14 protein-coding genes are annotated in these 13,727 nt (G+C 46.8%); 8 read left to right on the forward strand and 6 right to left on the reverse strand.

The genetic code is table 11. The features are described 5' to 3' along the window. From NC99_RS17680 to pheS, 4 genes are all read left to right on the forward strand, one after another. A partial coding sequence (locus tag NC99_RS17680) for a peptidylprolyl isomerase (RefSeq protein WP_204375045.1) occupies positions 1–371 on the forward strand: 371 nt, incomplete at its 5' end. Then, on the forward strand, positions 371–1,177 hold the full coding sequence (locus NC99_RS17685; RefSeq protein ID WP_053186904.1) for a peptidylprolyl isomerase: 807 nt from the start codon (positions 371–373) through the stop codon (positions 1,175–1,177). The genes NC99_RS17680 and NC99_RS17685, both read left to right, overlap by 1 nt. After that, positions 1,174–2,508: a peptidylprolyl isomerase gene (locus tag NC99_RS17690; protein ID WP_053186907.1), complete on the forward strand. Its 1,335-nt coding sequence runs from the start codon at positions 1,174–1,176 to the stop codon at positions 2,506–2,508. Before NC99_RS17685 ends, NC99_RS17690 begins: the two co-directional genes overlap by 4 nt. Positions 2,509–2,589: 81 nt before the next feature. Then, positions 2,590–3,609, forward strand: coding sequence for a phenylalanine--tRNA ligase subunit alpha (pheS, locus tag NC99_RS17695; RefSeq protein ID WP_053186910.1), 1,020 nt, complete (start codon positions 2,590–2,592; stop codon positions 3,607–3,609). A 7-nt stretch (positions 3,610–3,616) separates the two neighbouring features. Here the strand turns inward: pheS and NC99_RS17700 are convergent, their stop codons facing one another. Continuing rightward, on the reverse strand, positions 3,617–4,264 hold the full coding sequence (locus NC99_RS17700) for an HAD hydrolase-like protein (RefSeq protein ID WP_157625040.1): 648 nt from the start codon (positions 4,262–4,264) through the stop codon (positions 3,617–3,619). A gap of 141 nt (positions 4,265–4,405) precedes the next feature. Here NC99_RS17700 and NC99_RS17705 point away from each other — a divergent pair, with 141 nt between their 5' ends. Further along, entirely contained in the window at positions 4,406–4,870 is a 465-nt protein-coding gene (locus tag NC99_RS17705) for a hypothetical protein (protein WP_053186916.1), read from the forward strand. 30 nt (positions 4,871–4,900) lie between these two features. Here the strand turns inward: NC99_RS17705 and NC99_RS17710 are convergent, their stop codons facing one another. The 5 genes from NC99_RS17710 to panC form a co-directional block, all read right to left on the reverse strand. Further along, the gene (locus tag NC99_RS17710) at positions 4,901–6,241 is read right to left on the reverse strand and encodes a GntP family permease (RefSeq protein WP_053186918.1); all 1,341 of its coding nucleotides are present in this window, start codon (positions 6,239–6,241) and stop codon (positions 4,901–4,903) included. A gap of 64 nt (positions 6,242–6,305) precedes the next feature. Then, positions 6,306–7,667: a DNA repair protein RadA gene (gene radA, locus NC99_RS17715; RefSeq protein WP_053186921.1), complete on the reverse strand. Its 1,362-nt coding sequence runs from the start codon at positions 7,665–7,667 to the stop codon at positions 6,306–6,308. Between the two features lies 1 nt (position 7,668). After that, complete coding sequence (rfaE2, locus tag NC99_RS17720; RefSeq protein ID WP_053186924.1) at positions 7,669–8,154, reverse strand: D-glycero-beta-D-manno-heptose 1-phosphate adenylyltransferase; 486 nt, start codon at positions 8,152–8,154, stop codon at positions 7,669–7,671. Positions 8,155–8,240: 86 nt separating this feature from the next. Further along, a complete protein-coding gene (panD, locus tag NC99_RS17725; protein WP_053187038.1) occupies positions 8,241–8,591 on the reverse strand; it encodes an aspartate 1-decarboxylase in 351 nt (116 codons plus the stop codon). Between the two features lie 13 nt (positions 8,592–8,604). Further along, entirely contained in the window at positions 8,605–9,447 is an 843-nt protein-coding gene (gene panC, locus NC99_RS17730) for a pantoate--beta-alanine ligase (RefSeq protein WP_053186927.1), read from the reverse strand. Positions 9,448–9,601: 154 nt separating this feature from the next. On the opposite strand from panC, the gene NC99_RS17735 reads away from it, so the two are divergent. The 3 genes from NC99_RS17735 to glmS are packed head-to-tail and all read left to right on the forward strand — an operon-like array spanning position 9,602 to position 13,685. After that, on the forward strand, positions 9,602–10,405 hold the full coding sequence (locus NC99_RS17735; RefSeq protein ID WP_053186930.1) for a glycogen/starch synthase: 804 nt from the start codon (positions 9,602–9,604) through the stop codon (positions 10,403–10,405). Positions 10,406–10,436: 31 nt separating this feature from the next. After that, a complete protein-coding gene (locus tag NC99_RS17740; protein ID WP_157625042.1) occupies positions 10,437–11,807 on the forward strand; it encodes a DUF4270 domain-containing protein in 1,371 nt (456 codons plus the stop codon). Positions 11,808–11,846: 39 nt separating this feature from the next. Beyond that, positions 11,847–13,685, forward strand: a complete 1,839-nt coding sequence (gene glmS / locus NC99_RS17745) for a glutamine--fructose-6-phosphate transaminase (isomerizing) (protein WP_053186937.1) — start codon at positions 11,847–11,849, stop codon at positions 13,683–13,685. Positions 13,686–13,727: the final 42 nt, after the last annotated feature.

Genomic DNA, 13,727 nt, shown 5'->3' on the forward strand with positions numbered 1-13,727 from the left:
TCGATACCATGGAAATGAAGATAAATCAACAAAGGCAGAAAGAAGTGATGCAACAGCTTTTTAGCCAGGGACAAGACGAGTTGGCTCAATTACAACAGGCCGGAGAAGAGGAAAAGCTGAATCTTCGGATGGCCGAAATCAGAGAAATGGCCAACCAAAAGATCAGCCAAATGGCACCCCTGAAAATTTCGGACGAGCGTCGTGAAGTTTACACAACAGTCGGTGGCTACCCTTCGCTTGACAATGAGTACACCATTTTTGGCGAAGTAATTGAAGGGCTGGATGTTTTGGACAAGTTGGCAGCGGTGGAAACAGATCAGTTTAACCGCCCGGTGAACGATATTAAAATGAAAGTGAAAGTATTGGATTGATGAAGCGAATTGTTCTATTGATAATATTCGGATTGTTTTTGAGTGGAGTGGTTGTGGCGCAGCGTATTGTTGAGGTGAAAACCAACCTTGGGGCGATGCGGTTTGAGCTGTACGACGATACGCCCAAACATCGCGATGCCTTGATCAAACTGGCCGGCGAAGGCTATTACGATGGCACTTTGTTTTATCGGGTCATCGAAAACTTCCTGATCCAGGGTGGTTCCAAATCATCGCGCAATGCACCTCCCGGGAAGCGCATTGGCTACGGCGATCCCGACCACACGGTCGACGACGAAATCCGGAGTCATTATTTTCATCAAAAAGGCGCTTTGTGCGCTCCCCGGCAACCCGACGAGGTGAACCCATTTAAGCAATCCGATATTTCGCAGTTTTATATCGTAAAAGGGCAGGTGTTCACTTCGGGCTATCTCGACACCCTGGAGCTCGCCGTGAACAGGCCAATCCGTCAGGAGATTACAAGCCAGTACTATACTCCCGAAATCAAACAAAAGTTAAAGGAACTAAAAGCGGCCGGTGAGGCTGAAGCGTTTAATGCCCTGTTGCGAAACGTGAAAAGCGACATTGAGTCGCGTTATGAACTTCACCCCGGCAAGCTGAAATTTTCGGATGCTCAACGCCAGGCTTACACCACGGTTGGCGGCTACCCTGACTTGGATGGAAAATACACCATTTTTGGCCAATGCATTTCCGGTTTCGAGGTGATTGACCGGATTGCTGCCCTGAAAACGGACGAAAACAACCGCCCATTGCAGGATGTTAAAATTGAAGTAAATGTAATTGAATGAAGCGGTCAGCCTCGATATTTGTTGCGATTCTGCTCAGTTCCGTGCTGTTCAGTTGTTCTCCTTCAGAAAAAAAGAAGGAGGCCGTTTCAGAAGAGAAAGAAGTGCAGGTGCCGGAGGAGCGTAACCAGTCATTTGCGGCGTTCATCCCTTCAATTGTTAAAATTGAGACTTTTGATGGGGGACGGATTCTTGAAAGTGAAACGGCTTTTTTTGTTGGCGAACAGGAAGTTGTTTGCCGTCTTTCCGTGCTCGACAATGCAACCAACGCGAGAATTACGCCATACGATGAAGATAAAGCCTATGCAATTTCGGGTTATCTGGCTGTTGACCGGATCAACAACCTGGCCCTGTTAAAAGTAGAAGAAATCCGGCGCAAGCCCATTCCCTTGTATTCCGGAATTGCTCCCAATACCGCGAAAAGTATTTATCTCACCAGGCCACAAAGCAACACCTTGCCGCTGCATACGGGAAAAGTGCTTGATTTCAGTACCATTTCAGGAGTCAGGCTCTACCGCGTGGATAATCAGTTTCGGTCGACAATTTACGGAACCCCCGTGTTCGTATCCAATCACCAGTGTATTGGTTTAGGTTTTGCCGAAGTCGTGTCGTACGAGAATCAGAATATGGTTATCCCTTCAACCTATATTACCGCCTTGCTGGAGAAAAAGGCAGATGATCCGAAGAAACTGGAGAACCTGCAAACAACAACTTCAACGGCGATGAGCGAGGCGAACAGGAAAATACGTGGTTTGCGGATTGAAACGGATTTGGGGAATATTGATATTCGCCTGTTTGATGAAACGCCGCAATACCGTGATAATTTCATCCGGCTGGTGCGCGAAAATTATTACGACAGCTTGTTGATTCACCGGGTCATTAAAGGCTTTGGAATCCAGTCGGGTGCTGCCGATACGCGTTATGCCGGGCCCGATGATGTCGTCGGGTGGAAAGGGCCGGGCTACACTTTGCCGGCCCATGTCGTACCGAAGTTTTTTCATAAACGGGGCATGATTGGCTCGCCGCGTAAACCCGACCGTGGAAACAGCAAACGGCGGTCCGACGGTTCGCAGTTTTACATCGTCACCGGGCGGGTTTATTCCGACCGCGAGCTGGATGAAATTGAGCAGGAAACCGGACACCAGTTTACGGCAGAGCAGCGCAGGGAATACAAAATCAGAGGTGGTGCGCCCCACATTGACGGGACTTACACCATTTTTGGCGAAGTGACCAGCGGGCTGGATGTGGCCGACCGGATTGTACAGGTGGAAACCGATTCGGATTTTCGACCTTTGAAGGATATACGGGTGAAGAAAATTACCATCCTCGAATAGTCTCACCGCATTTCCCAACATCAAGCTTAGGTTTTCCTTCGGAATCATTATCTTTGTCGATCTATTTCAACAGCAGATACGATGTTAGACAAAATTAAGCAGTTACAGGACGAGATTGAAGCTCTGGGCGCTTCAACCAAAGAAGAAGTGGAAGAGCTTCGCATTAAGTATATTAGCAAAAAGGGCTTGGTGAGCCAACTGTTTGCTGATTTTAAAAATGTTCCGGGTGAGCAGAAAAAAGCTGTTGGACAAGCGATCAACGTGTTGAAAAATAAGGCGCTTGACAAAATTAACGAGCTGAAGGAAAGTTTTGAGAATGCGGAGCAGGGAGCCGGCGGAACCGACTTGAGCCGGCCCGGAGAACCCATGCGCCTGGGAACCCGCCATCCGCTGGCCATTGTTCGAAACGAGATTGTTGAAATATTTGCCCGCCTTGGTTTTACCGTGGCAGAGGGCCCCGAAATAGAAGATGACTGGCATGTATTTTCTGCCCTGAATTTTCCACCGGAACACCCGGCCCGCGATATGCAGGACACGTTTTTCATTCAGAGAGATCCCGACGTGTTGTTGCGGACGCACACGTCGAGCGTGCAGGCGCGTGTGATGGAAAAAACACAGCCGCCAATCCGGGCGATATTTCCCGGACGTGTGTTTCGTAACGAAGCCATTTCGGCCCGTGCCCACTGCATCTTCCATCAAATTGAAGGTCTGTATGTGGATGAAAACGTATCGTTTGCCGATCTGAAACAAACCTTGCTGTATTTCTCGCGTGAGTTGTTTGGCGAAAATACCGAAATCCGTTTGCGCCCTTCTTATTTTCCGTTCACCGAGCCATCGGCCGAAATGGATGTGAGCTGTTCGATTTGTGGAGGAAAAGGCTGCAATGTGTGTAAATACACCGGCTGGCTCGAGATTCTGGGTTGTGGCATGGTCGATCCAAACGTGCTTGATTTATGTGGAATCGATTCGAAAAAATACACCGGCTTCGCCTTTGGAATGGGAATCGAACGCATCACGATGCTAAAATATGGCATCAAAGATATCCGCCATTTCTTTGAAAACGACGTGCGGTTTTTGCGTCAGTTTGAAGGGACGTACTAACGATTGATTACACCAGCAATTCAAACAACTCTTCCACTTCATCTACAAAATAATCTGGTTCGAGTTCTTGAAGCTCTGCGCTGTTTCCGAACCCGTAACCTACGGCAATGGTGCTGATTTCATTGGCTTGTCCGCCAATTATGTCGTATTTGGTATCGCCAATCATCACTACTTTTTCAGAAGGGATAACTTGATTTCGGTTCATCAGTTCGGTAATCAGTCCGGCTTTGGTGTGGCGGCCACCATCGCCGGCGCCCTGTGCGTCAATCAGATAGCGGTCCAGCTCGAAGTGCCGCAAAACGGTGATCATAAACTGGTCTTTTTTCGAAGTGGCAACAAAAAGCTGCTTGCCTTGCTGCTGTAATTCTTCGAGCAACTCAAGTACGCCTGCGTACAATTCTCCTTCATATAGTCCTTGTTGGCTGTAATATTCGCGGAAAAGCCGGATGCCGAGTTCAACCTGCTTGTTGTTAAAACCCAGCACTTTCTTTAGTCCATCCTGAATGGGGGGTCCGATAAGTTGATCGATGATCAGCTCGCCGTCCAGATCAATGCCCATTTGCCTCAGCATGTGGTTAAGCGATTTTACAAGGCCGGGTTTGGAGTTGATGAGTGTGCCGTCCAAGTCAAAAATAAGGTGAGAAAAATTGGTCATTGGTGTTTTTTTCGAGGCAAAGTAAAAGGAAAAAATTGAATCCTGCCACTCATTTGCCAAGTGTGTCCGCGTGAATAAAATTGATTTTTGTAAAATAAATAAGAATGTCTTATCTTCATTCTAAAATTTAATTCAACATTTATGGAACTTCTTTATCCGCCTTCAAGACCTCTGATCCCGTGGCAGGGCACCGTATTGGGCATCATTGGCGTAGTCGAAATTTTGTTCTCCATCCTGTTTCTCTTTATCGCGTTGTTTGGGATTGCCATTGGGGGACTGTTTTCATCATTTGCTATTCCTGACCTGGGTGCGATGATTCCTTCGCTTGCAATTGGTGTGGTTATTCTTTTGCTATTGTTTATCGGCTTGCCGCTTTTCATATTGAAAGTGGCCGTAACCATTGGTATTTTTAAGGGAAAGCGATGGGCAGTTTTCGTCACCATCGTATTTGCGGCCTTGGGATTTATGGCAAACATAGGAAATTTGAATTTCGTTTGGCTGGTATTTTCTGCTATTGAACTGGGCTTGGCTATCGTTTGTTTGAGAGAGCCATTTTATAACCAGTCCCCGTATGTTAACAACCAATCGTACCGTCCGAATTATTGATGAATCCGCTCATCATAGGTGCTTAAAAGTCTACAGCCAAAGGCTCAATAAATAAACCGTAAGTATAGACACCACGCCTTGGAAAAAGGTGGCTACGGTGTGTGTTTTATATCCGGTTGAAACCGACATCTTACTGAATTGGGTCACCACCCAAAAGAAACTGTCATTGGCATGCGAAATGGTCATGGCACCAGCGCCAATAGCCATAACTGCTAGTGCCTTGCCGGTCGACGAGTCCAAGCCAAGGCCTGGAAGCAAGGGAGCAATGAGTGCTGAAGTGGCCACCAGCGAAACGGTTGATGACCCTTGAGCGGTCTTTAATGCAGCCGCAATGATGAAAGGCAGGAAAATCTCCAGCTGATAATCAGCCAGCAGTGCGCCCAGTGAATCGCCAATATGCGTGGCTTTTAGCATGGCGCCAAAAGCCCCGCCAGCGCCTGTAATAATCAGGATCGAAGCCGATGCTTGAATGCCGTCGCCCACCCAATGGGTTAACTTTCCCTTCCCTTTTCCTTGCAGCAACAAAAAAGAAGCAAACAAGCCTAAAAAAAGTGCATTGACCGGATCGCCTAAAAAGTTGATGAGCTGGTAACCGATGCTTTTTTCGCTTTCGGCTGCCAAGAGCACAATCGATCGTGCCGCAATCAACAGAATAGGGAGGAAAATTGGAAGCGTGGATAAAAACGCTGACGGCAGCTGGCGGGACGGCTCGTCTGCTTCCACCTTCAGTTCACGATCCTCCTCACTTTTGTAATGTTTTCCGGCGTAGTTTGCCCAAAGGTAACCGGTAGTCATGGCTACAGCTGACACCAGCAAACCCAAAAGAATCACCATCCCCAATTGCTTGTCAATACCCAGATTACCTGCTGCAGCAATCGGGCCCGGGGTTGGCGGCACCAAAGTGTGCGTCGCGTAAAGTCCGGTAGACAAAGCAATGCTCATGGCAATGGCCGACTTTCCCGTCTTCTGGATAAGCGACCTTTTTAGGGAGGATAAAATAACGAAAGCGGAATCGCAAAATACCGGAATGGAAACTATGTAGCCAATGATTCCCATGGCCAGTGCCGGGTATTTCTTTCCGATCAGACGGATAACCAATTCAGCCAGTTTGATGGCAGCTCCCGATTTTTCAAGAATAGTGCCGATGATGGTTCCGAGAATAATGACAATGCCGATGTAAGCCATGATGCTTCCAAATCCATCGGTAATGATTTTCCCAATTTCTACGGCTGGCATGCCGGCCATAAAACCGACGCCATAGGTGGCCAGGAGCAAAACCAAAAAAGGGTGCATTTTTAGTTTGGTGGTGCCCAGAATGATGAAAAGGACAGCGACAAATAATGCTCCGAGTAAGATGTAATGCTGATCCATGAGCTTGATTGAGATTTATAGGGATTCTTAACTGTTCAGTAGATTCAAATTTAACTGCTTCATGTTATTTTCGAAACAGCTTTTTAAAAAAATCTTCGACCCGGTCCACCGGTTCTATTTGGATTTTGAATTTGCTACGGTCCAGTCCTTTGCCTGCTTTGGGGATAAAGATTTTCTGCATGCCCAACTTCTCAGCTTCCGCAATGCGTTGCTCCAGCCGGTTTACCGCGCGAATTTCGCCCGACAAACCCACTTCGCCCGTAAAGCATAGTTTGTTGTCAACAGCCAGGTCGAAGTTGGATGAGAGGATGGCGGTGATCACTGCCAAATCTATGGCCGGATCATCAACCTTCAGCCCGCCGGCAATATTCAGAAACACATCTTTGGAAGCCAGCTTGAAGCCAGCGCGTTTCTCCAACACAGCCAGCAGCATGTTCAGCCGGCGAAGATCGAACCCGGTTGACGAACGTTGCGGGGTTCCGTAGGCCGCCGTACTCACCAGCGACTGAATTTCAATCATCAGCGGGCGGTTGCCTTCAATGGCACCCGAAATGGCGGTACCACTCAAGCCTTCGTGGTCTTTGTTGATGAGCAACTCCGAGGGATTGCTCACCTCGCGCATGCCTTCGTTATTCATTTCAAAAATACCCAGCTCGGAAGTGGAGCCAAAACGATTTTTGATGGAACGCAGGATCCGGTAGAGGTATTGGTTTTCGCCTTCAAACTGCAAAACCGTATCCACCATGTGCTCCAGCACTTTGGGGCCGGCCAGGCTTCCTTCCTTGGTAATGTGACCAATTAGGATGGCCGGAATCTGCCGCTCTTTGGAAAACTTGAGGATACCGTTGGTGCATTCTCTGATTTGACTGACTGATCCGGGTGATGACTCGATGTAAGCCGTTGAAACAGTTTGGATGGAGTCGATAATCAGCACTTCCGGTTCCAGGTGTTCGCAATGTGTGAGTATATTTTCGAGCGATGTTTCGCTTAGAAAGTAGCAGTTGTCATTTTCACGCTTCAGGCGGTTGGCACGTATTTTTATTTGCTGAATGCTTTCTTCGCCCGACACATACAAAATCCGCTTCGATTTCAAATCAAGGGCCACCTGCAACACCAGTGTTGATTTTCCGATGCCGGGTTCACCGCCCACCAGCACCAGCGACCCGGGAACCAGGCCACCGCCCAAAACGCGGTTCAGCTCTTTATTGTGACAGTCGATCCGCTGAATTTGCTCGGCGCTTACCTCGGTCAGCTTTTGAGGTTTGGCACCACTGGCTGTCCGCGAGCTCAACGGACTTTTGGTTTCTTTGACCACTGCTTCTTCAACATAGGTATTCCACTCGCCACAGTTGGTGCATCGGCCTACCCATTTGGGCGACTGGCTGCCGCAGTTTTGGCAGGTATAAACGGTTTTTATTTTGGCCATGTCAGAGGTTTTTTATTTTTTCAATTAAGGCTGAAGTGGAAATTCCTTTGGTCATTTCGATGGTTTCAACGCTGCCACCGCGGGCAAGAACCAAATCGTGCCCGGCAATTTCTTCAATGGTGTATTCGCTGCCCTTTACCAAGACATTGGGCTGTATAGCTTTGATTAAGTTGTAGGGCGTTTCGTCGTTGAACATTACCACCGCATCAACCATCTGCATGGCGGCAATTAACAGTGCCCGCGACTGTTCATCCATGATGGGGCGGTTTGCGCCTTTTAATAGACTGACGGATGGGTCGGTGTTGAGGCCGACAATGAGTTTGTCGCCCAGCCGGGCTGCCTTTGTCAGGGAGTCGACATGTCCGCGATGCAGCAAGTCGAAGCAGCCATTGGTGAAAACCAACTTATAGTTGCTCGTTTTCCATGTTTTTAGCTTTTCAAAAAAAGCCTCGAAAGAGGGGTAGATTTTCGCGGAAATATCGTTCATGATTTAACTGAAGCTTATTCAGTAAAAATAAGAAAACCCCGAGGCTAAAAAAAGCTCCGGGGTTTTAAATATGGTTTCAAACCGGTTTAAACGATTTTATTTGTTTCGATGTCGGGAAATACCAGGCTGGGCTTGAAGGTTTTGGCTTCTTCGAAATCCATGGTGGCATACGAAATAATAATCACCACATCGCCCACGGCCACTTTTCGTGCAGCAGGCCCATTCAGGCAAATCACGCCCGAGTTCCGCTCTCCTTTGATGACGTATGTCTCAAGCCGCTCCCCGTTGTTGATGTTCACCACCTGAACTTTTTCATTTTCGATTAAGTTGGCAGCATCCATCAAGTCCTCGTCAATGGTGATGCTTCCTACGTATTGCAGGTTCGCTTCGGTAACACTTACCTTATGTATTTTCGATTTACAAACTTCAATAAACATGTTGTCACTTTTTTTATTCAAATACAATGTTGTCAATTAACCTGACCTCACCACAATGAACAGCTACGCAGCCGACTTTGTTTAGTGAGCTTTCCCAACTGGATATTGGGTTAAGGTTTTCATCGTCAGTTATTTCAAAGTACTCTGTTTTCAGGAAAATATTTTGATTAATTGTGTCAATGACCCACTTTTTAAGGTCTTTTACGCTCATGTCTCCGGCTTTGTTCCGCGCGGCCAACAGCGTTTGGCGTATGTGTGTTGCGTTTTCGCGTTGTTCGCTGGTTAGTCGTTGGTTGCGCGAGCTCATGGCCAGTCCGTCGTGTTCGCGCATCGTTGGACAAGCCACAATTTCGACTGGCAAATTTAATTGTTTTACCAACGCTTTGATAATGACGAGCTGCTGAAAGTCCTTTAATCCGAAAAAAGCCTTGTCGGGTTTAACCATATCCAGCAATTTGCTAACGACTTGCGCCACGCCGTTGAAATGTCCCGGACGAAACTGACCTTCCATGACCTGTTCGAGCTTGCCAAAATTGAACTGGCGCGTGTCGGGTTCGGGGTACATGGTGTCCACTTCGGGGGCAAAAACCAGTTGGCAGGCGGTCTGATTCAACAGTTCCAGATCCTGATCCAGGGTTCTGGGATAATTAATTAAATCATTTTTATCATTGAACTGGGTGGGGTTGACGAAGATGCTAACCACTACAAAATCAGTTTGTTGTCCAGCGCTTTCAACCAGCGAGAGGTGCCCTGGATGTAAGGCACCCATGGTGGGAACAAAACCAATGGTTTTACCCGCTGTTCTCTTCCGTTCAATCAGTTCTTGTAACTCAGTTATTTCCTTTACTACCAGCATGCAGGGCCAAAATTAGAGGTGCAAAGTAAATAAATAATTCAAAACAAATGACAGTCTGACTTCTTAAGTTTTTTTAAGACACCCGTAACAGCCTAAAATTGAATATTCGCGATATTTTTACTAATTTTGCATATTCAAATTCAGCTATTTTTCAATGGAAAAGAAAAGAGTATTATTTATCTCTCAGGAAATTACACCTTACCTTCCAGAATCAGAAATGTCGGTCAAATCGAGGTTTTTACCCCAAGGCATCCAGGAAAAGGGCCGTGAGATCAGGACATTTATGCCACGGTATGGTAATGTGAATGAACGCCGAAATCAGCTCCATGAGGTGATTCGTTTATCTGGGATGAACCTGGTTATAAACGATGCCGATCACCCCTTAATTATCAAAGTGGCTTCTATTCAGGCAGCCCGTATGCAAGTGTATTTTATTGATAATGAAGATTATTTTCATCGAAAGGAGATATTGAGAGATAAGAAGGGAAAGGAATTTGAAGATAATGATGAACGTGCCGTGTTTTTTGCACGGGGAGTGTTGGAAACGGTGATTAAACTCCGTTGGGCTCCCGATTTGATCCATTGTCATGGTTGGTTAGCTTCTCTTGTACCACTCTACATAAAAAGGGCCTATCGAGATGACCCCTTGTTTTCTAATTCAAAAGTGGTCTATTCGGTATACAATGAAAACTTCAAAAATTCGTTAAGTCCAAATACCAAACGTAATGCGATGTTGGAAGGAGTTACTGACGATGATTTAAGACTGCTGGATGAGCCGACCTATCAAAACATGAGTAAAATTGGGATTGAATATGCCGATGCTGTTATTCAAGGTAGTGAGCAGATTAACCCGGATTTGGCGGCATTTATTCAGGCCAAAGAAAAACTATTTTTAGATTATCAGTCAGAAGACACTTACATTGATGCTTACAATGACCTTTATGACCAGGTGATGTAAGCTTGCAAACAGAATTAAAAACAATATTTACGTGAGAAGAAAACTAGAAAAATCAGGAAAACTAGCGATAGTTTTTACCGTGTTGGCTTTTGTATTGTGGAACTGCAAGGAAGATCCGAATAGTACCGGAATGGAGTTGCTACCCGGATCGGATTTAAATACCGTAGGACAGTCGATTGAAAAAGAGTCGATTGGGGCTTTCACCCAACATGATCTCCGGCTTCGTACCGATGAGCCAAATTTCAATTTGTTTGGAACATTCAATGATCCGGTTTTTGGAAAGACGACTGCCGATTTGGCCGTTCATGTGCGTTTGGCCAGCTATCCGAATTTCGATGAGACCATTCAGGTGGACTCCTTGGTTTTATACTTGTTATACAAAGAAGTTTATGGTGATACAACCACCATGCAATCGCTGAAAGTCTACGAACTGGTCGAAGATGTCTTTCTGGATACAACCGATGCCAGTGGCACAGGCGACTATCCGTACTACCAGGATGTCGATTTGAAAGCTTTGGCTAGTGCAACGCCAATTGGTGAATTGGATTATTATCCGGTTTTCCGCCTGGATTCAACAGAAACCGACACGCTGATTCAGGAACTGGCCATTAAGCTGGATGATAGCGTGGCTGAAAAGCTGTACCAGGCTGACTCGCTGGATATGATTAACAACGATGCTTTTGTGAATTTCTTCAAAGGGTTGTATGTTGAGTCGCAAGATGTGAGCAGTGGTGGTGCCATGCTGAGTCTGTACACCCTGGCAACAGGTTCAAACCTGACCATGCACTATACCAAGGTCACCGATACTTTGGTCACCGATTCGCTCCGTTTTGTCTATCGGATCAATGCCAACTCGGCCCGGGTTAGCAGCTTCCGGCACGATTATTCAACCACGGTGTTTGCTGATCAGTTGGTAGAGCAACCGGAATCGCCCGACAGTTTGATTTACCTTCAAACCATGGGAGGACTGCGGGCAAAGATCGATATTCCAACTTTGGATAACTGGAGAGATTCTGTTTTAGGTGATGACAGGATTATCATTAACAAAGCCGCATTGGTATTTCAGGTTGACACGGTGGCATCGGATTACCGCCAATACCGGATCCCAGCCGGATTGATACTTACTGGCATTGATATCATTGAAGAAAAAGAAAAAGAATATTTGCCAGCGGATTTCTCCCTTTCATCCAGCCTGTATGGTGGACGTTACAATGCAACCAATGCAACTTACACTTTCAATATTACCCACCATTTGCAGAATCTGATTGATGGCGAAGTGGAGAATTACGGGTTCTACCTGGCTCCTTCTTTCCGGAATGAAAGAGCGCGTCGGGTGGTATTGAAAGGGGCATCAAGCCATGCAGGAATTCGTCTGGAAGTGACTTATACCAAGTTGAATTAAAGAAGCAACCTGTTCAAACTTCAAAATTAGCATCACATTATGTGCGGAATAGTAGGCTATATCGGCGATAAAAATGTATATCCAATCCTGCTCAAAGGATTGCAACGATTAGAATACCGGGGATATGATTCCGCCGGTATTGCTATTTATAACAGCTCACTGAACGTGTATAAACGAAAAGGGAAAGTGAGTGAGTTGGAAGCTTTTGTTGCCGACAAGAACATACAAGGGCACCTGGGCATAGGCCATACCCGTTGGGCTACACATGGCGAGCCAAATGATGTGAACGCACACCCACATCAGTCTATGCATGGAAATTTTGTGCTGGTTCACAACGGCATCATCGAGAATTATGCCCGATTGAAAAAGGATCTGACAGCCAAAGGTTTTGAGTTCCGATCGGACACCGATACCGAAGTGCTGGCCAATTTGGTGGAGTACTTCTACCTGATGGAAGAAGTTGAAGATGCCGAAACGGCTGTTCGATTAGCACTGTCGAAGGTGGTTGGAGCCTATGGAATTGTGGTGATTTGCAAGGCCGAACGCGACCGGATGATTGCCGCTCGCATGGGCAGCCCTTTGGTTATTGGCATTGGGCAAGGCGAATATTTTCTGGCTTCGGATGCCAGCCCGATTGTGGAGTACACCGACAGTGTGATTTATTTGAATGATGGCGATGTGGCCATTGTTGAGAAAAATAGTCTGACCTTGAAGACGCTACAAAACATTCCTGCCAATTTTAAGATCACCAAAGTAGATTTGAGCATTGGAGATTTGGACAAGGGTGATTTTGACCACTTCATGTTAAAAGAAATTTTTGAGCAGCCCAAAACCATTTCCGACACGTATCGTGGTCGAATCAGGCCCAACCAAAACGACATTGTGTTGGGTGGCTTGATCGATGTTTTTCCGAAAATAACGGCTGCCAACCGGATCATTATTATTGGATGCGGAACCTCGTGGCACGCCGCTTTGGTGGCCGAATACCTCATTGAAGAATATGCTCGTGTACCCGTCGAAGTGGAATACGCTTCCGAATTTCGATACCGCAAACCCATTATCCACGAAGGCGATGTGGTGATTGCCATTAGCCAAAGTGGGGAAACTGCCGACACACTGGCTGCCCTGAAGATGGCCAAATCAAAAGGAGCCCTGATTTTGGGAATATGCAATGTTGTTGGTTCGAGTATCGCCCGCGAAACCGATGCCGGCGTTTATACGCATGCCGGAACGGAAATTGGCGTGGCATCAACCAAGGCTTTCACGGCCCAGGTTACGGTTTTAAGCTTGTTGGCTTTTAAACTGGCCAAAGAGCGGAGCGAGATTGACCAGGAGTTTTACGAAATGCTGATTGGTGAAATGCTGGCCATTCCCGAAAAGCTGGAGACGATTTTGGTGGGGCATCCTTACATAAAAACGGTGGCCGAAAAGTACAAAGATGCTGTCAATGCGCTGTATCTCGGACGCGGATATTTGTTTCCTGTGGCTTTGGAAGGCGCGCTAAAATTGAAGGAAATCTCCTACATTCATGCCGAAGGTTATGCCGCCGGCGAAATGAAGCACGGCCCTATTGCCTTGGTCGACGACAATCTTCCGGTGGTGGTTGTTTCCGCCAAAGACAGCTACTACGAGAAAGTAGTCAGCAACATTCAGGAAGTGAAAGCCCGCAAGGGAAATATCATTGCGGTAGTTACCGAAGGCGACAACGGCTTGCGCAAAATGGCTGATGACCTGTTTGAAGTGCCGGAGTCGCACCCGGCTGTGGCAGCTTTGTTAACGGTAGTTCCGCTTCAGCTGTTTGCCTATTACATTGCGGTGATGCGTGGTTGCGACGTGGATCAGCCCCGGAACCTGGCCAAATCAGTTACGGTGGAGTAGTGGTAGCCGCACCTGGCTTTCTTCTGACAAAATAGTTGCAGA

Source organism: Sunxiuqinia dokdonensis (assembly GCF_001270965.1).
GTDB lineage: Bacteria > Bacteroidota > Bacteroidia > Bacteroidales > Prolixibacteraceae > Sunxiuqinia > Sunxiuqinia dokdonensis.